Here is an 18,264-nt window from a genome sequence, read left to right as displayed (position 1 = left end):
ATCGTCGCACCGCCGCTCCCACAGGTTTCGTGGGTGTAAGCAAGACCGGTGGCCGACAGAGACATTGTGGGAGCGGGCTTGCCCGCGATGGCGTCCTGTCAGTCAGCGCAATAAATAAGGGATCTCCACTTTCACGGCCCCGGTCGGGCAGTCCTTTTCACAGGGCATGCAGTACCAGCATTCGTCGAACGCCATGTAGGCCTTTTGCGTGGCCGGGTTGATCGCCAGCAGGTCCATCGGGCAAACGTCGACGCACACGGTGCAGCCTTTGTGGGCGATGCATTTGTCTTCATCGACCGTGACCGGTGCGTTGGAACGGAAGAAGATTTCCTGGGGTTGGTAAGCCATGTTCGGTCTCTCTTTTGTGGTCGGCATCAAGCCGCATCGGCACCGACCCGCAGCCGGTCGTAGGCCTGCATCTCGTCGGCATCCAGCGGGATGATGTAAGGCTCGACGGCTTTCTTGAAACTGCTCATCAACCCGTTTTCGTCTTTCTTCAAGTGGCAATGGCAGAACCAGTCGCGGTCGTTACGCTGCGGGTGATCGACGCGATAGTGGTAAAGCCCCCACCGGCTTTCGGCGCGGAACAATGAAGCGCGGGCGGCCATTTCGGCGCAGTCGCGGATCATGCTGACTTCCATGGCGCGCATCAGTTCGTGGGCGTTGTGGGCCTTGATCTGGTCGAGGTCGCGCTGGATATCGCTGAAGCGTTGCAGGCCGATCTGCATCTTCTTCGTCACTTTCGGCGGTTGCAGGTAGTCGTTGACGAAGCGCCGCAGTTTGTATTCGACCTGGGCCGGTGGCAGGCCGTGTAAACGGTCAAGCGGTGCGTAGACCCGTTGTTTTTCGGTTTCGATCTGCCGGGCATCCAGTGCCGAAAACTCGCGCCCGGCGACAAAATCCGCCGCGTTGTTGCCGGCGAACCAGCCATAGGTGAACGCGCCGAGCATATAGTTGTGCGGCACCGCGGCCATGTCACCGGCCGAGTACAAGCCCTTGACCGAGGTTTCGGCCTTCTCGTTGACCCACACACCCGAGGCCGAATGCCCGCTGCAAAAGCCGATTTCCGAGATGTGCATCTCGACCATCTGCGTGCGGTAGTCGGTGCCGCGATTGGCATGGAACTGGCCGCGACTCGGCCGCTCGTTGCTGTGCAGGATCTCTTCGATATTCTGGATGGTTTCCTCGGCCAGGTGATCGAGCTTGAGGAATACCGGGCCATTGCCGCTTTCCAGCTCCTGATGGAATTCCCACATCATCTGCCCGCTCCAGTAGTCGCACTCGATGAAGCGTTCGCCCTTGTTGTTGGCGGTGTAGCCACCCAAGGGGCCGGTGACATAGGCGCAGGCCGGGCCGTTGTAATCCTTGATCAGCGGGTTGATCTGGAAGCATTCCAGGTTCGCCAGTTCAGCCCCGGCGTGATAAGCCATCGAGTAGCCGTCGCCGGCATTGGTCGGGTTTTCGTAGGTGCCCATCAGGTAACCGGATGACGGCAACCCCAGGCGTCCGGCAGCACCGCAGGCGAGGACCACCGCCTTGGCCTTGATCACATGGAAGTCCGCCGTGCGGCAGTCGAAGCCCATCACGCCATTGACCGCGCCCTCTTCATCCGTCAGCAAACGGGTGCACACCAGGCGATTGGTGATGCTCACCCGCGCGCGCTTCAACTGCCGATAGAGGACTTTCTTGATGTCGTGCCCTTCCGGCATCGGCAACACGTAAGCGCCCATGTGGTGGACCTTCTTTACCGCGTAGTCGCCGGTTTCGTCCTTCTCGAACTTCACGCCCCAGCGGTCCAGTTGCTCGATGGTTTCGAAGCTGTGGGTGGCATAGGCGTACACCGCGGCCTGGTTGACGATGCCGTCGTTGGCGATGGTGATTTCCTTGGTGTATTGCTCCGGTGTCGAGTGACCGGGAATGATCGCGTTGTTCAGGCCGTCCATGCCCATGCTGATCGCGCCGCTGCGCTTGACGTTGGCCTTGTCGATCAGCAACACCCGCAGGTCGCGGTTGCGTTCCTTGGCCTTGATCGCCGCCATGGGACCGGCGGTGCCACCGCCGATCACGACGATGTCGTATTCCTGCTCCAACGTGCTGCGCGTCATGCCTGATCCCCTTTTTGCCGGTCGATCCGCAGGCGGTACTGGAAGGCATCGCCACGGTAGTAAAGGTGTTCGAAGTCCAGCGGGCGACCGTCGACATCATGGGTCAGGCGCTCGATGCGCATGATCGGCGAGCCGGGCTCGACGTTCAGCGCCCGGGTCAGGTCGCTGTCGGCCAGTACCGCATCGATGGCCAGATCGGCGTGTCCCAGGGCCAGGCCGCAGTCGTTTTCCAGGATCAGGAAGATGTCGCGGGTGACCAGGTCGGCTTTTTCCAGGCGCTCACCAATGGCCTTGGGCAGGTAAGTGATTTCCAGGGAAACCGGCTCGCGGTTGATCAGGCGCACCCGTTTGATCTGCGCCACGGTCTCGCCTACGACGACCTGCAAGCGCTCGGCCACCCGCTTGTCGGCGGCAATGAATTTGAAGCTGCGCAGACGGTTGATCACCTCGTAGCCGCGACCGGTCATGGACTCGGCCAGGCCTTGCAGGGTGCCGACGTTCTGGAAGGTTTTCGGCTTGGCGACGAAGGTGCCTTTGCCGTGGATCCTGAAAATCAGCCCTTCCTTTTGCAGGTCACCCAAGGCCTGGCGCACGGTGATGCGGCTGACCTTGAACAACACGCCGAGTTCGCTCTCGGAGGGCATCTGGCTGTCTTGCGGATATTCGCCGTCGAGGATGCGGGCGCGCAGCACGTCTCGCAGCTGTGTGTGCAACGGGACGCTGCTCAGGGATAGAACGTTATCGGTCATGGCAGATCACTTGTTATAACGAGTTATGACGTGATCTTAGAGAAGCGCTGTGCCGGATGAGAAATACTGTTTGCGCATAAGGTTAGATTCGACGCGATCCCTGTGGGAGCGAGCTTGCTCGCGAAAGCGCCGGCACATCCAGCATTCATACTGGCTGACACACCGTCATCGTCGGAACGCCGCCCGGAGCAAGCTCGCTCCCACAGGGGGTTATGTGTGGTCTGAAGGATCAGTGGCGCTTGAGGATCTGGTCCATCACCCAATCGGTCTTCAGCGCCTGCTCGGCCACGGCGGGGTGCTGAGCCTCACCACGAATATGCGCATTCATGCCCAATACGTGGTGCCACTGAATGTGCGCGTGATGCTCGATGTTCAGGCTGAGGTGCTCGTCGGCGTGCAACTCGACAGGGTGTTCATCGAACACTGAAAAGGTGATCCGGCCTTGACTGCCAATCACTTCGACACGGTCTTCGCGGCGGTCTGCAACGAAGTTCCAGCAACCCATCCCCAGTGCCCTGCTGGCAAACCGCCAAGTGGCGCTGACGGCATCTTCGGCCGCGTACAAACCGGCCTGCCGTGCGGTGAACCCGGCGACTTCGACGATATCGCCGAGCAGATACTGAAACAGGTCCAGGCCATGGCTGGCCAGATCGGCGAAGTAGCCCCCGCCGGCAATCGCCGGGTCGGTACGCCAGTTATCGGTTCCGTTCCGGTCCGCTGCCGATGGAGCTTTGGTGAGCGTCCAGGTCAAGTGCCGGACCTCGCCGATCCGCCCCTCCTCCAGCCATTGCCGCACTTGCCGGAAGCGTGGCAGCGAACGTCGGTAATAGGACACGAACAAATGCAGCCCGGCATCGGCAAACACCTGCTGCATTTCACGGCTTTGCCCGGCGTTCAGAGCCATCGGCTTTTCGACGCAGCAATGCTTGCCGGCGGCGGCCACCTGCAAGGCGTAAGCGTGATGACTGTCGGGCGGCGTGGCGATGTACACCGCGTCGACCTCGGGATCGTTGATCAACGCTTGCGCATCGGTGTAGACCCGCGCGATGCCGTGGCGCGCGGCATAGTCGGTGACGGCGTCCAGGCGCCGCCCCATCACCGCCACCAACGCCGATCCAGGCCCCTTGTAGAAAGCCGGCCCGCTTTTGCGTTCAGCGACACTGCCACAACCGATCATGCCCCAGCGCACCACGTTCATAGCTCTCCCTGATGCTTAGCCGATGCGCAACGCGCGCAGGTCCAGTCGACCGTCCTTGAGTGGCGGACACCAGTAGTAGCCACCGGTGATCGGACGGCTGATGCGGTACAAACCGTCGGTGATGCCGTCTTCCAGGCCACTCATGCGGCGCAGTTGAGCTTCGAAGGCGTCGAGGGAAAAGCCAAAGGCCAGGAACATCAGGCCGGCGCGGTCGCCTTCGATCCACGGCATCGAACGGCGCACCACGAAGGCTTCAGGCGCAAAGCTTTCCTGGGCAGTACGTTTGACGTGGGCGGAAACCGGCGCATCATCGATCTCTTCGTTGTCGCTCAAGCGGCGGCCCATGATGTTGTCCTTCTCATGGGACGGCATCGCGTGGAAGCCTTTGAGGTCATGCTGCCACTGCTGGATCGCGGCGAAGCTGCCACCCACCAGACCGTCGGCGCCTTCGCTCAACAGCGCGGCAGCGACAGCGGCTTCGTCGTGGGGGTTTTCGGTGCCGTCTTCATAACCGGTGAGGTCGTGGCCGGTCAGGTGGCGGAAGGTTTCGTTCATCTGCACCAGGCGCAGGGCCGGGGCGAGTGCGGCTTCGATGGCCTGGCTGCGATTGAGCAACTCACCACGGTCAACGCCGTGCAACCAGCACCACAGTGCGTGCTGCGTCGATGGGTTGTCGACGCCAACACCGGTCAACGCCGGAAAGGTGCGCAGGCCGTCGATCCGGGCGTGCAGCGCATTGACCAGTGATTCACCGAAGCCAGCGACAGCCGATTTCCCGTCCACCAGTTGCATCAAGTTGTCGAGCGCAACCGGCAATGCTTCGACGGATTCGAGCGCGAAGAACATATGGCGAGCTTGAGGCGGAACGGGGGTGGCGAGGATGCCCGGCTGGTAATAACTCATATGAACTCCTTGAAAAAGAGCATGGAGTTTAACCGGAGTATGAGGGTTTGTGTGCCGTCAGAGACCACAGAAGCCCCCTCGCCACAAAAAGAAGACGCTGCCCGCCAAAGCCAAACAAAGGCTAGGCTTTTCAGTTAATCGGCTTGCCCGCAGGGCTGTCCTCTTTTTCGGTGCCCGGTCAGCCGGGTGCACCTTTTTTGTTGTGCTCAAGGAGAGGTCAACACTAAGGCACCCCGCGTGGGCGGGTTGAGGGCATTGGGGACCAACAAGGGGAACTTCTGAGGCCATGACTGAAGACGTCGATGAATCCGCGAACCATCAACCTGTGCGGAAAAACGCTGAAATGAGTCATGACAAGCGCTGTTGAGGTCTGCTAAAACGTTTCATCAGTGCATCACCCAATCCAGAGGGGTAACGACATGACCACAGCCAATATTCTCGACAATCTGTTCCCGAGCCCCGCCGACATCCCGGAAAAGTACCGCCTTGACGGCCAGACCGAGCAGCGTGAGTACCTGGTCGATGGCAAACTGAGAACCTGGAACGGGCCACTGGCCCAAGTCCGCAGCCCGGTGTACCTGACCGGCGTCAATGGCGACGAGCAAGTGATCCTCGGCAGCACGCCGCTACTGGATGCCGACACCGCATTGACCGCCCTCGACGCAGCTGTCCGCGCCTACGACCGCGGCCAGGGATTGTGGCCAACCATGCGCGTGGCCGAGCGTATCCAGCATGTCGAAACCTTCCTCGGGCGCATGCGCGAGCAGCGCGACGCCGTGGTCAAGTTGCTAATGTGGGAAATCGGCAAGAACCTCAAGGACTCGGAAAAGGAGTTCGACCGCACCTGCGACTACATCGTCGACACCATCAACGCGCTGAAAGAACTCGACCGCCGTTCCAGCCGATTCGAACTCGAACAGGACACCCTCGGCCAGATCCGCCGCGTGCCAATGGGCGTCGCCCTGTGCATGGGGCCTTACAACTATCCGTTGAACGAAACCTTCACCACACTGATCCCGGCGCTGATCATGGGCAACACGGTGGTATTCAAGCCGGCCAAACTCGGCGTGCTGCTGATTCGCCCGCTGCTGGAAGCCTTCCGCGACAGCTTCCCCGCCGGAGTGATCAACGTCATCTACGGCAGCGGCCGCGAGACGGTCTGTGCGCTGATGGCCAGCGGCAAGATCGACATCTTTGCCTTCATCGGCACCAACAAGGCTGCCAGCGACCTGAAAAAACTCCATCCAAAACCACACCGTTTGCGCGCGGCGCTGGGCCTGGATGCGAAGAACCCGGGCATCGTCCTGCCGGAAGTGGATCTGGACAACGCCGTCAGCGAAGCGGTCACCGGTTCGCTGTCTTTCAATGGCCAGCGCTGCACAGCGTTGAAAATCCTTTTTGTCCACGAAGACGTGGTCGAGTCCTTCATCGAGAAATTCAATGCCAGACTGGCTACGCTCAAACCCGGCATGCCTTGGGACAGTGGCGTATCCCTGACGCCGCTGCCGGAATCGGGCAAGGTCGACTATCTGCACTCACTGGTGACGGACGCCGAGAGCAAAGGCGCCAAGGTGGTCAACCCCAACGGCGGCGAGGCTCGAGCGTCGTTTTTCTACCCGGCGGTGCTTTACCCGGTCACCCCGCAGATGCGCGTTTATCAGGAAGAACAGTTCGGCCCTGTCGTCCCCATCGTGCCGTACCGTCATCTGGATACCGTGATCGACTACGTGCTGGAATCGGACTTCGGCCAGCAGTTGAGCATCTTCGGCACCAACCCGGTCGCCGTCGGCCGACTGGTGGACACGTTTGCCAATCAGGTCGGCCGCATCAATCTGAATGCCCAATGCCAGCGTGGTCCCGACACTTATCCATTCAATGGTCGCAAGAACTCGGCCGAGGGCACCTTGTCAGTACATGACGCACTGCGCGTGTTCTCGATCCGCACCCTGGTCGCCACCAAATTCCAGGAGACCAACAAGGACCTGATCAGCGAAATCATCAGCGGCCGCAGTTCGAGTTTCCTGACGACCGACTACATCTTCTGAGGAGCGCAAGCCTGAGCACATCCAGAGCCCATTGGCTGCCACCGTTGCTGCGCCGACTGCTGCGTCCGTTGCTGGACCCGTATCGGCGCTATCGCCACGCTCGGGTGATTCACGCCGTACGCGTGTCGCTGGGGTTGCTGGCAACGATCCTGCTGACCACCGGCATCCATCTGCCCCACGGTGAGTGGGCGTCGGTAACGATGCTGGTGGTGATCGGTGGCTTGCAGCACCACGGCAACATCGGCAAGAAAGCCGCCGAGCGCGCCATTGGTACCTTGATCGGGGCCGGCGTCGGCCTGGCGTTGGTGGCACAACAGGCCTGGCTCGGGACGCCCTGGCTGACCTATTTCGCGATGTCGGTGGTCTGCGGGTTTTTCTCGTATCACGCCATCGGCAAGGGCGGTTACACCGCACTGCTGTCGGCGATTACCGTGTTCATCGTCGCCGGGCACGGCGACAACCCGGTCACCGACGGCTTGTGGCGAGGGGTGGACATCCTGATCGGCATCGCCCTGGCCCTGGCGTTTTCCTTCGCCCTGCCGCTGTACGCGGTTTACTCCTGGCGCTACAACCTGGCCGATGCGCTGCGAGATTGCGCGAAAATTTACGGGCGCATCATTGACGGCCAGGCCATCACGGCCGAAGAACACCTCAAACTCATGACCCGCCTGAACGCGGTGATGGTGCAGTTGCGCTCACTGATGCCTTCGGTGTCCAAGGAAGTGAAGATTTCCATGACTGACCTGGATGCCATCCAGCGTAACTTGCGCATGTGCGTCAGCACCCTGGAAATCCTCGGCAATACCCGGCCGGACGCCAATGACCCCGAGGCGATGACGCTCCTGCAAACGGCATTGAAAGCTGAACACCGGCAGATTCGCGTGCAATTGATCGGCATGGCCCGGGCATTGAAATCCGGCGCCTGCCAGCGGCTCGATCGCCCCATCAGTTTGCCGGCTGTCAGCCTCGACGCGCCGGTCTACAACACGCTGGACGGGTATCGCTTGTTGACTCAACAACTGGCCGCCAACATCGGCGAGATGCGCCAGCGGCTGGTCAGGAGCGCGCCGCACTGGAACATCTGATGCCTGTGTAGCGGCTTACGGCGTCACCGTGCGCCGAAATTTCAGCGACCAGCCTTGTTGCATGCCGGCAGCGGCCAGCAGAATCGCCGCGACTCCGATCCATTGCAGTGGCTCCAGGCGATGGCCGAAGGCAACCCAGTCGACGAAAATCGCTGCAATCGGGTAAATGAAGGACAGCGCGCCTGTCAGCGCAGTCGGCAGTTTTTGAATTGCGCCGTACAGCAACACGTACATCACACCGGTGTGCACCATGCCCAGCGTCACCAGGCTAGCCCACGCACCCGGTGCCTGCGGCAGTGTCGAAAAATGCGCGAATGGCGCGAGCAACAACACGCCGGTGCTGACCTGGATCAACGCGATCAAATGCGGCGGGGTTCCAGTCAGGCGCTTGATGATCAGCGCGGCAATCGCGTAGAGAAACGCCGCGCCCAACGCCAAGGCAATGCCCATCAGGTAATCGCCGCCGCTCTCGCCCTGGCCGCCATGGGCGCTGACAATGGCCAGCATCCCGAGAAACGAAACGCCCAGCCAGGCAAGTTTCTGCGTGGTGATTTTTTCATTGAGGAACAGCGCCGCCAGCCCTACCAGCATGAACGGCTGGACGTTATAAACGGCGGTGCCGATGGCAATTGACGCCCGGGAATAGGATGCGAACAACAACACCCAGTTACCGACAATCGCCACACCGCTGAGCACCGCCAGCAGGAAGGTCGTGCGGGTCAAAATGCCGGGGCGCAGAAAGCCGAAAGCTGCGCAAATCAACAGCAAGGTGCCGGCACCGAACAGGCAGCGCCAGAACACCACATCCAGCACCGGTTGCCCGGACACCAGTACGAACCAGCCGATGGTGCCGGAGATCAGCATGGCGGCCGTCATTTCGAACGAACCGCGGCGTAGGGTTTTGTCCATCATCAGACTCCTGTATTTGTGGCCAAAGTATGCCAAGGCACCCAGGCGCCATTCCAGAGCAAAAAGCAGGCTAAACTCTAGATCTGCCTTTTTTATCAAGGCTGTTTTGAAAAAATGCCTAACAGAGGTTTTCGCCATGACCGATGACATCGACCAGGTGCTGATCACGGCCCTGATGGAAGACTCGCGACGCTCGCTCAAGGCCCTGGCGCAAATCAGTGGCCTGTCCTCCCCCAGCGTTGCCGAGCGTCTGCGCCGCCTGGAAGAGCGTGGCGTGCTCAAGGGCTACACCGTTGAAATAGACCCGAAATGCTTTGGCTATCAACTCCAGGCCATCGTGCGTATTCGCCCGTTGCCGGGGCAATTGCAGGAAGTGGAACGGCAAATCATGGCCATTCCCGAATTCACCGAGTGCGACAAAGTCACCGGCGACGACTGTTTCATTGCGCGCCTGCATGTGCGCTCGATGGAACAACTGGACACCCTGCTCGACCGCCTCAACACCCACGCGGAAACCAATACGGCAATCGTCAAGAAAACCCCGGTCAAGCGCCGGTTGCCGCCCATGGCGTGAGTGATATCTGTTTCAGACTGAAGTAGATTGACGGTTTCCGGCGAAGGATTGACGGTATGAAAACTCAGGCAATGCTACTGGTGGCTGCGATGCTTGCGGGTTGCGGCACGATTCAAACGGTTGTGCGCAGCGACGAAGTGGCCGCAAAGTACCTGAAGGACCAAAAGAGTTATTGCGGCGCGGTACCGCGAATCTATAGCGGCGTGACCTACGACTTCTGCTACCTGAACGCGCCCCTCGAAGAGGGTCGGGATGCGCAGGTACATGGCCCCGCCCCCGCCATCGTGCTGCTCGACGTGGTCGTATCCGGGGCAATGGACACGTTGCTGCTGCCCTACACCATCTACCGCCAGCAAGCTGACGGCAGCATTGTCATTACGGAGTAACCCTGGATTCCAGGCAATAAAAAACCCGCCTGAGCGGGTTTTTTACTTCAAGGCCGACGATCAGTCATCGCGACCCATGATGCCGAACAGCTGCAACAGGCTGACGAACAGGTTGTAGATCGATACATACAGGCTGATGGTAGCCATGATGTAGTTACGCTCGCCGCCATGAATGATGGCGCTGGTCTGGAACAGAATGCAGACCGAGGAGAACAGCACGAAACCTGCGCTGATCGCCAGTTGCAGGCCACTGATCTGGAAGAACATGCCCGCCAGCGTCGCACCCAGCAGCACGAAGAAGCCTGCCGTGATGAAACCGCCGAGGAAGCTCATGTCCTTGCGGGTAATCAGCACATAGGCCGACAGGCCGCCGAACACCAGCGCGGTCATCGCGAAGGCCGAGCTGACCACTTCAGCGCCGCCCTGCATACCCAGGTAACGGTTGAGAATCGGGCCAAGCAGGAAACCCATGAAACCGGTCAGGGCAAATGCCGACACCAGGCCCCAGGCCGAATCACGGAGTTTGTTGGTGAGGAAGAAAAGACCGTAGAAGCCGATCAGCACCACGAAAATGTTCGGGTAGCCAACACGCATCTGCTGGGCAACGTAGGCCGTCACACCGCTGAATGCGAGGGTCAGGGCGAGCAAGCCGTATGTGTTGCGCAGGACGCGGCTAACCTCTAGCTGCTCAGCCTGCACGCTGTTATTAACTGCGTAATCCTGTTCGCGCATGGCGACACTCCTGTTGGTTTGAAACGTTCAGTCGCAAAGATCATAACAGACGCTCTGTAACTAGCTATGCAGAGAGTTTGACAGTGTGTTTCATTCAGGTATTATGGCGCCCGCAACGCAAACGGAGGTGTGGCCGAGTGGTTTAAGGCAACGGTCTTGAAAACCGTCGACTGTAACAGGTCCATGAGTTCGAATCCCATCGCCTCCGCCATCTTTATACGACAAAGCCCTGATTTTTCAGGGCTTTGTCGTTTCTGGGGTTTGGCTTTCCGTAGCTATACGTGGAACGATTCGTAGATTTCATTGAGTACTTGCACGGGTCGATTCCGGCCCGTCGTGACCGGCAGAAATCGGCCAAAGCAGACTGTCAACCTGCCAAATTCAGTCGATCGGTTTTGCGAACACCTTCAAACCACCCGATTCAGAAACCCAAAACCACCCAGCTTTCGTGGACTGAGTGGTCTTGGGGCTGTCTTGCGACAACTCGTTCAGGGCTGCGTCTCTAGCTCACGGGCACAACCCTTGTGCAATTCGGCCGCCAGTTTCTCTTCGTCCAGCGCCCCTTCCCACTTGGCAATGAACAGCGTGGCGACACCATTGCCGATGACGTTGATCAACGCCCCGCCCTCGGAAATGAACCGGTAGACCCCAAGTACTAACACCAGCCCCGCCGCCGGAATCACATCCAGGCTGCCGAGGGTGGCCGCGAGGGTAATGAATGCACCGCCGGTGACACTGGCCGCGCCTTTGGAGGTCAGCAGCAGAATCAACAACAAGGTGACCTGGTGCCACAGGTCGAGGGGGATATCCAGCGCCTGGGCGATGAAGATCGCCAGCACCGTCATGTTGATACAGCTGCCATCGAGGTTGAAACAGTAACCCGAAGGTACCACCAGCCCCACCACCGATTTTTCGCACCCCAGGCGTTCAAGCTTGCCCATCAACCGAGGCAATGCCGACTCCGAAGATGAGGTACCAAGTACCAGAAACAGCTCATCACGGATGTACTTGAGAAACTGCCACAGGCTGAAACCGGCCAGGCGCGCAACCAGGTTGAGAATCACGAACACAAAAAACAGCGCCGTCACGTAGTAGCAGATCAGCAAGTTGCCATACGCCCCCAGGGAACCCACGCCGTACTTGCCGATGGTAAAGGCCATACCGCCAAAGGCTCCCAACGGCGAGACGTACATCACGATCTTGACCATGCGGAAAAACGCCTGGGCCACCAGGTCGATCAGGCTCAGCAGTGGCTTGCCAGCGGCGCCGAGCATCTGCAAGGCGAAGGCAAACAGGATGGAAATGAACAGCACCTGAAGGATATCGCCCTCGGCAAAGGCACCCAACACGGTACTGGGCACAATATGGGTGAGAAAACCCACCACGCTTTGTTCGTGGGCCAGCTTGCTGTAACTGTCGATGGCATGGCCGTCGAGGGTCGCCGGGTTGATGTGCATCCCCGTACCCGGCTGCATCAGGTTGACCCCGACCAACCCAATCACCAGCGCCAGTGTGGTCAGTACTTCAAAGTACAGCAGCGACTTGAAGCCGACCCGGCCGATGCGTTTGAGACTTTGCATGCTGGCGATACCACTGACCACAGTGCAGAAGATGATTGGTGCAATCAGCATCTTGATCAGCTTGATGAACGTGTCGCCCAGGGGCTTCATTTCTTCGCCGAGGCTGGGGTAGAAATGGCCGAAGATGATGCCCAGCACGATCGCCAGCAGCACCTGCACATACAGGTGGCGGAACACTCGGCGCAGACGCGAATGGCTCGGTGGTTTTTCGGCAATCGAGGGTGTAATTGTTGTTGTCATGATGGCTTCCTCGCAGGCGTGATGCGTTTCCCCAGGCAGCCGATCGCCCTATCGCTGCGCGACCGATCGCCAGGGAAAGATTGTTTCGGGTGATGGTTACTTCTGGACGTACTCGGAAATCTCGATCAGGTTGAGATCGGGATCACGCAGGTACACCGAGCGAATGGCCCCGGGGACAACGCAGCAATGAACAACGAGACAAGCTGACGGACCGGTGTGATTGTTATTGTTTTCATGAGTGGACCTTCTTGTTAGGTGGTGAGGCATTTACGACACGAGATTGATCAGGTTCCCCGAGTGGTAGCCCTGCAGGTTTCCAAGGATGCCGTCGGCCAGCCGTTGCAGGCTGCTCTGGCTGGCCCAGGCCACGTGGGGAGTAACAATCAGGTTGGCATGGCGGCTATTGAGCAAAAGGTGGTCTGCCGGAGGTGGCTCCTGGCAAAGCACATCAAGGGCCGCGCCACCGAGGCGGCCGCTGTCCAGCGCATCGAGCACCGCCGCTTCATCCACCAAAGGTCCGCGAGCGGTATTGATCAGCAACGCACCCGGTTTCATCTGCGCCAGCTCCAGGGGCCCGATCAGGTGTCGGGTACGCTCGGTCAGCGGACAGTGCAGAGAGATCACGTCGCTTTGTGCCAGCACCGTTTCAAAAGACTGGTAACCCTTGCGCACCGGGACCACGCCACGGTGTTCGGCAAACAGCAACTGCATGCCCAGGGCGCTCGCCAGACGTGCCGTGGCCAGGCCGATACCACCTCGGCCGATGATGCCCAACACGCTGCCCTGAACATCCCGGATCGGCGCGCGATGGACGCAAAAATGCCGCGAATCAGGCCAGTCCCGCAGCGCCGCAGCCTGATAAGCGAACAGCTGTCGACGCAGGGCGAAGATTGACGCAATCACCGACTCGGCGACGCTTTGCGCCGAGTAGGCCGGGACGTTACACACCGTCACGGCAAAATCGCGGCAGGCCGCCAGATCGATGCAGTCATAACCGGTGGCCGCGACGCAGATGAATCGCAAGTTCGGCAATTGCTCAAGTTCGGCCCGGCCAATGCGCACCTTGTTGGTGATCACGGCATCGGCATCCCGGGCGGCGTCCACCACTTTGTCCGGCGTCGTGTCGGGGCGGTCCTGCCAATCCGTAACCCAGGCCGGCCGGGCAATGCTAACGGGCAGGCTGTCGCTGTCGAGAAACACCACTTTCATGCTGCACGCTCCGGCTGGACGGGTTCGGAAATCTCGATCAGGTTCAGGTCCGGATCACGCACATACACGGAACGGATCGGCCCGGTGGCACCGGTGCGCAACACCGGGCCTTCGATGATTGGCCAGTCGACACGGGCCAGGTGGGCAATCACCTGGTCCAGGGGGATCGAGGCGATAAAACACAGGTCCAACGCTCCCGGCACCGGCAAGTGCGCCTTGGGCTCGAATTCGTGGCCACGCACGTGCAAGTTGATTTTCTGCTGACCGAAGGCGAACGCCTTGCGCCCACCGGCGAAGGTTTGCACCTGCATGCCCATGACCCGCACGTAAAAATCCTCGGCAGCCACAGGGTCGATGGTGGTCAGCACCAAATGGTCGAGATGGTCGATCATGGGCGCAGCTCCTGGGTGCGGGCCGACAGCACCTGTTTTTCCAGGTTGGCGACGTGGGCGGGTATCGGGTGCAAGTCCAGGCGTTTGCCGGCCTTGAGGATCTGACTGGGAGTGTCGTGGCCGACCAAACCCGGCAACTGCGCGGCAACTGCCAGCACCCGGTCCAGATCAACCCCGGTGTTGAAGCCCATCAACTGCAGCATGTGCAACAGGTCTTCGGTGCACACATTGCCGCTGGCCCCCGGCGCATAAGGGCATCCGCCCAGGCCGCCAAGGGACGAATCGAAACGATCGACCCCGGCCTCGATGGCCGCCAGCGCATTGGCCAGGCCCATGCCACGGGTATTGTGGAAATGCAGGGTCAGTTGCAGCGCTGGAAAACGCTCACGGACTGCCCGGGACAGCGCCTCGACCTGACTCGGGTACGCCATGCCCGTGGTGTCGCACAGGGTCACGCCGCGAGCACCCAGGTCGGCAAAACGCTCGACCCAGTGCAACACCTCCCCCACCGGCACATCGCCCTGCATCGGGCAACCAAATACCGTCGACAACGACACATTGATCGCCACCGGGCCTTGGCTGATGACACTGACCACTTCGCTGAGCTGGGCAAATGACTGTTCGCGGCTCATGCGCAAATTGGAACGGTTGTGCGGTTCGCTGACCGACATCACCAGGTTGGCTTCATCGATGTTGCACGCCAGAGCCCGCTCGGCACCGCGCACATTGGGCACCAGCACGGTGTATTCCACGGCCGGGTTGCGGCGGATGCCTTGCATCACCGCTTCAGCGTCGCGCAGCGCGGTAATGGCTTTGGGCGAGGTGAACGAGGTGACCTCGATCTTGGCGAAACCACACTGACTGAGGGCGTCGACCATGGCGATCTTGTCGACGGTTTCGATAAACCGCGCTTCATTCTGGAAGCCGTCACGGGTCGCGACTTCCTGCAAAAAAAGACGTTGCATGTTCATTCTCCGGTTCAAATGATGCCGCGTTGGCGCCAGTCGGCTTGCTGCGCTGCGTCGATGCCAAGCTCACCAAGAATCTCGGCGGTATGCTGGCCAAGGGTCGGCGCCGAGCGAGTCACGCTGCCAGGCGTGGCGCCCAGCTTGGGGACGATGCCGGGCAAGGTCACCGGCGTGCCGTCATCCAGCTGGCTATCGAGCAGCATGTCGCGCGCCTGGTAATGTGGGTCCTGGGCAATGTCGGCAGCGTTGTAAATCCGGCCGGCCGGGATGCGCGCTTCAGTCAGGATCGACAAGACTTCGTCGAGGCTGAGCCGCGCGGTCCATTCGGAGATGGCGGCATCGATGCGCTCGACCTGCAGCACTCGGCCGTGGTTCTGAGCGAGCTCGGGATCGGCCCCCAGATCACGGCGACCAATCACTTCCATCAGGCGCTGATAGATGCTGTCGCCATTGCCGGCGATCAAGGCAAAACCACCGTCACGGCAGCGATAGGCATTCGTCGGGGCGATACCCGGCAAACTGCTGCCGGCGGGCTCACGAACGGCGTTGAACACTGAGTATTCGGGCAACAGGCTTTCCATCATGTTGAACACCGACTCGTACAGCGCCACGTCGATCTGCTGGCCATCACCACCGTTCTGCTCGCGATGGCGCAGGGCAAGCAGAATCCCGATCACGCCATGCAACGCCGATAACGAGTCGCCAATGGAAACGCCCACCCTGACCGGCGTGCGCCCGGGCTCGCCGGAAAGATGCCGCAATCCGCCCATCGCTTCACCGATCACGCCAAATCCAGGGCGGTCACGGTAAGGCCCGGTCTGGCCGTAACCGGAGACCCGCAGCATGATCAGTTTCGGATTCAGGGCGTGCAGTGTTTCCCAGCCCAGCCCCCAGCTTTCCAGAGTGCCCGGGCGGAAATTCTCGATCAGCACATCCGCATCGGCCAGCAACTGGCGCACAACCTGTTGGGCTTCACGCTGGCGCAAGTCGAGGGTCAGCGAACGTTTGTTACGAGACTGCGCAGCCCACCAGACGGAAGTACCGTCATGCAGCAGGCGCCATTTGCGCAATGGGTCACCGGTGACCGGCGGTTCGATCTTGATCACGTCGGCACCAAATTCACCGAGCATTTTCGCCGCAAATGGCCCGGCAATCAGTTGACCGAGCTCCACGACCTTGACACCTTGCAGAGGTAACCTCATGACGTTTCCCGTTCTTGTTGAGTGCTTGTGGCATGGATAATCGACACAAACTCGGCAGATGAAAATTTCATATTTCGCCACTACTCTTTCCAGAATGGAAAACCTTGGATCCCCTTGATGATCAATCCCCTGCATTTCGATCTGCTGTCATTGCGACTGCTGATCTTCGCCGCCGAATCCGGCAACCTGACCCGCGCCGCCGAAAAGGCCAACATGACGGTCTCGGCGGCCAGTAAACGGTTAGCCGAGCTGGAGCGAACCACCCAGTGCCCGCTGTTCGTGCGCCTGCCAAGGGGGCTCGAACTGACTGCGGCGGGACAAGGGATCGTTGAACATGCCAGAACGATTCTGGAAGGTGTGAACCGGATGGCGTGCGACGCCAGTGATTACGCGGTCGGGGTGCGCGGGCATGTGCGGTTGTTCGCCAACACTTCCGCCGTCGTCCAGTTCCTGCCGGATGACCTCGCGTCGTTCCTGCGGGCGAACCCGAACGTGCGTATCGGACTGGAAGAAGCACTCAGCGAACCCATCATTCAAGCCGTGGAAAACGGGCGTGCCGACATCGGCATTTTTGCCGATAACGTACCGGCTGAGGGTCTGTACAAACTGCCCTATCGTGACGACCGACTCGTACTCCTGGTGCCGGTCGGCCATGAACTGGCCAATGAGCGCAGCGTGTCCTTTGCCGACACGCTTGGCTTCGATTATGTAGCGCTCAACCAGGGCAGCTCGTTGCTGCGCAGAATCACCGATGCCGCCGTGAGTGCGGGCAAAATCCTCAAGGTCCGAATCCAGGTCAGCAGCTTCGACGGCATCTGCCGCATGATCGAAGCCGGTTTGGGCATCGGGATTCTGCCGTTGTCATCCGTACGTGCCGAACTGCTCGGTACCCGCCTGATCGCTGTCGACTTGAGCGATGACTGGGCGCACCGTACCTTGTTCGTGGGGGTCACGAGTCAGGCGCAACTGACGCCGGAAGCGGCCAAGTTGTTTGAGTATCTGAGCAACGTGCATGGCTGACCCTGTCGCTGGTTCAACGCTGTTCTTTTCACACCAGCCGAATGAGCAACAAGACCAACAGCACATTCAATACGGCCAGAGAAGTCAGGCCCGCCAGCACACTGCCAGCACCCCAGGTCTGCAACAGATAACCGCCTGCGATGGGGGTCAAGGCTTGTCCAATGAGCGAAGGCCGCGCCATACGCCCCATCAGCAAAACATAAAGGGTGGGCGACATCAGGGTCAGTGGTAGCAGGCCTCGAACGATCGCTCGCAAACCATTACCCGCGCCGTAGGTCACCAGACCTAGCGCGGTCATTGCCGGCGCGATCGTCACCAACAGCAGACCGATTGCCACGAATACCACGGAGATCAACGTCGTCCATATCGGGTGTCGCTTTCGCGAAAACACCTGTAGAACACGTGAGCCTACCTGGCTCGGCCCCAGCAAGGCGCTCAGCCCGATGGCGGCTGCAAGTGAGTAGCCCTGTCCCTGCAACAATGAAATCAGCTGGACCGATATCGCCGTCATGATCACTGCACCCAGCGCAAAAATCAGCGTGAGCAGCAGGTAGATCCTACGATCGATTGAGAGGTTTTCATCACCCATTACCTGGCTTTTTACGAGTGGCCCCGCACCCCGCGCCAGTACCCAGAGATAAAGCGGTGCCACGGCAATGACCAATAACACCCCATACGCCACGCACGTCGTGCGCCAGCCAACGTGCTCGATGACCAGCGCAACCGCGGGCCACGACAGTGTTGTCGCAAACCCTGAAATAAGCGTGATCCCGGTAATCGCACTGCCCGCCCGCTCCCCGTACAGAGAACCTAAAGCGGCGAAAAGCGCTTCATACAGCCCCAGCGCCATACCGACGCCAATCACTGCCCAGGACAAAAGAAACATCGGCAACGAGGTCGAGCTGGCCATCAGAAACAACCCGATGGCGACGCCCAGGCCGCTACTGGCCAGGATGGGGCGGCCGCC

The 18,264-nt window shown here is 60.1% G+C and carries 18 protein-coding genes and 1 tRNA gene; 6 read left to right on the top strand and 13 right to left on the bottom strand.

Going from position 1 to position 18,264, the window contains the following annotated elements; all coding sequences use genetic code 11:
- Positions 1-102: 102 nt before the first annotated feature.
- From PMI29_RS21155 to PMI29_RS21175, 5 genes are all read right to left on the bottom strand, one after another.
- Entirely contained in the window at positions 103-348 is a 246-nt protein-coding gene (locus tag PMI29_RS21155) for a 4Fe-4S dicluster domain-containing protein (protein ID WP_003180418.1), read from the bottom strand.
- Between the two features lie 26 nt (positions 349-374).
- Entirely contained in the window at positions 375-2,105 is a 1,731-nt protein-coding gene (locus PMI29_RS21160; protein ID WP_007995902.1) for a fumarate reductase/succinate dehydrogenase flavoprotein subunit, read from the bottom strand.
- The gene (locus PMI29_RS21165; RefSeq protein WP_007995900.1) at positions 2,102-2,854 is read right to left on the bottom strand and encodes a GntR family transcriptional regulator; all 753 of its coding nucleotides are present in this window, start codon (positions 2,852-2,854) and stop codon (positions 2,102-2,104) included. Before PMI29_RS21165 ends, PMI29_RS21160 begins: the two co-directional genes overlap by 4 nt.
- A 229-nt stretch (positions 2,855-3,083) precedes the next feature.
- On the bottom strand, positions 3,084-4,052 hold the full coding sequence (locus PMI29_RS21170; protein ID WP_007995899.1) for a Gfo/Idh/MocA family protein: 969 nt from the start codon (positions 4,050-4,052) through the stop codon (positions 3,084-3,086).
- 15 nt (positions 4,053-4,067) lie between these two features.
- Entirely contained in the window at positions 4,068-4,955 is an 888-nt protein-coding gene (locus tag PMI29_RS21175; protein WP_007995897.1) for a Dyp-type peroxidase, read from the bottom strand.
- A 419-nt stretch (positions 4,956-5,374) separates the two neighbouring features.
- On the opposite strand from PMI29_RS21175, the gene PMI29_RS21180 reads away from it, so the two are divergent.
- Both PMI29_RS21180 and PMI29_RS21185 read left to right on the top strand, forming a co-directional pair.
- A complete protein-coding gene (locus PMI29_RS21180; protein WP_007995896.1) occupies positions 5,375-7,000 on the top strand; it encodes an NADP-dependent glyceraldehyde-3-phosphate dehydrogenase in 1,626 nt (541 codons plus the stop codon).
- A gap of 44 nt (positions 7,001-7,044) precedes the next feature.
- The gene (locus PMI29_RS21185) at positions 7,045-8,085 is read left to right on the top strand and encodes an FUSC family protein (protein ID WP_007995894.1); all 1,041 of its coding nucleotides are present in this window, start codon (positions 7,045-7,047) and stop codon (positions 8,083-8,085) included.
- Positions 8,086-8,100: 15 nt separating this feature from the next.
- Here the strand turns inward: PMI29_RS21185 and PMI29_RS21190 are convergent, their stop codons facing one another.
- Complete coding sequence (locus PMI29_RS21190) at positions 8,101-8,994, bottom strand: DMT family transporter (RefSeq protein ID WP_007995893.1); 894 nt, start codon at positions 8,992-8,994, stop codon at positions 8,101-8,103.
- Positions 8,995-9,130: 136 nt separating this feature from the next.
- On the opposite strand from PMI29_RS21190, the gene PMI29_RS21195 reads away from it, so the two are divergent.
- Both PMI29_RS21195 and PMI29_RS21200 read left to right on the top strand, forming a co-directional pair.
- Entirely contained in the window at positions 9,131-9,568 is a 438-nt protein-coding gene (locus PMI29_RS21195) for an Lrp/AsnC family transcriptional regulator (protein WP_007987480.1), read from the top strand.
- Positions 9,569-9,624: 56 nt separating this feature from the next.
- Positions 9,625-9,954, top strand: a complete 330-nt coding sequence (locus PMI29_RS21200; protein WP_007995890.1) for a YceK/YidQ family lipoprotein — start codon at positions 9,625-9,627, stop codon at positions 9,952-9,954.
- Positions 9,955-10,014: 60 nt separating this feature from the next.
- Here PMI29_RS21200 and PMI29_RS21205 read toward each other — a convergent pair whose 3' ends face one another.
- A complete protein-coding gene (locus PMI29_RS21205) occupies positions 10,015-10,686 on the bottom strand; it encodes a Bax inhibitor-1/YccA family protein (protein WP_007995889.1) in 672 nt (223 codons plus the stop codon).
- A 123-nt stretch (positions 10,687-10,809) separates the two neighbouring features.
- Between PMI29_RS21205 and PMI29_RS21210 the strand changes: the two genes are divergently transcribed.
- Positions 10,810-10,897: transfer RNA gene (locus PMI29_RS21210), tRNA-Ser, on the top strand.
- A gap of 277 nt (positions 10,898-11,174) precedes the next feature.
- Here the strand turns inward: PMI29_RS21210 and PMI29_RS21215 are convergent.
- The 5 genes from PMI29_RS21215 to PMI29_RS21235 form a co-directional block, all read right to left on the bottom strand.
- Positions 11,175-12,506 carry a dicarboxylate/amino acid:cation symporter gene (locus tag PMI29_RS21215; RefSeq protein ID WP_007995888.1) on the bottom strand — a complete coding sequence of 444 codons (1,332 nt, stop codon included), beginning with the start codon at positions 12,504-12,506 and terminating at the stop codon, positions 11,175-11,177.
- Between the two features lie 267 nt (positions 12,507-12,773).
- Positions 12,774-13,715 (bottom strand): D-2-hydroxyacid dehydrogenase, encoded by a 942-nt coding sequence (locus tag PMI29_RS21220; RefSeq protein ID WP_007995887.1) that lies wholly within the window; start codon positions 13,713-13,715, stop codon positions 12,774-12,776.
- Positions 13,712-14,107: a VOC family protein gene (locus tag PMI29_RS21225; protein ID WP_007995886.1), complete on the bottom strand. Its 396-nt coding sequence runs from the start codon at positions 14,105-14,107 to the stop codon at positions 13,712-13,714. The genes PMI29_RS21220 and PMI29_RS21225 overlap by 4 nt, the downstream gene beginning before the upstream one ends.
- Positions 14,104-15,072, bottom strand: a complete 969-nt coding sequence (locus PMI29_RS21230) for a hydroxymethylglutaryl-CoA lyase (protein ID WP_007995885.1) — start codon at positions 15,070-15,072, stop codon at positions 14,104-14,106. The genes PMI29_RS21225 and PMI29_RS21230 overlap by 4 nt, the downstream gene beginning before the upstream one ends.
- Before the next feature lie 14 nt (positions 15,073-15,086).
- Positions 15,087-16,277 (bottom strand): CaiB/BaiF CoA transferase family protein, encoded by a 1,191-nt coding sequence (locus PMI29_RS21235; protein ID WP_007995883.1) that lies wholly within the window; start codon positions 16,275-16,277, stop codon positions 15,087-15,089.
- A 117-nt stretch (positions 16,278-16,394) separates the two neighbouring features.
- Here PMI29_RS21235 and PMI29_RS21240 point away from each other — a divergent pair, with 117 nt between their 5' ends.
- A complete protein-coding gene (locus PMI29_RS21240; protein WP_007995882.1) occupies positions 16,395-17,297 on the top strand; it encodes a LysR family transcriptional regulator in 903 nt (300 codons plus the stop codon).
- 28 nt (positions 17,298-17,325) lie between these two features.
- Here PMI29_RS21240 and PMI29_RS21245 read toward each other — a convergent pair.
- The coding region (locus tag PMI29_RS21245) for an MFS transporter (protein WP_007995881.1) at positions 17,326-18,264 on the bottom strand (939 nt) is incomplete at its 5' end.

The sequence above is a fragment of the Pseudomonas sp. GM49 genome (assembly GCF_000282355.1).
GTDB lineage: Bacteria > Pseudomonadota > Gammaproteobacteria > Pseudomonadales > Pseudomonadaceae > Aquipseudomonas.
Note: the sequence above shows the minus strand (reverse complement) of the source record. Positions and strands in the feature narration are given on the sequence as shown.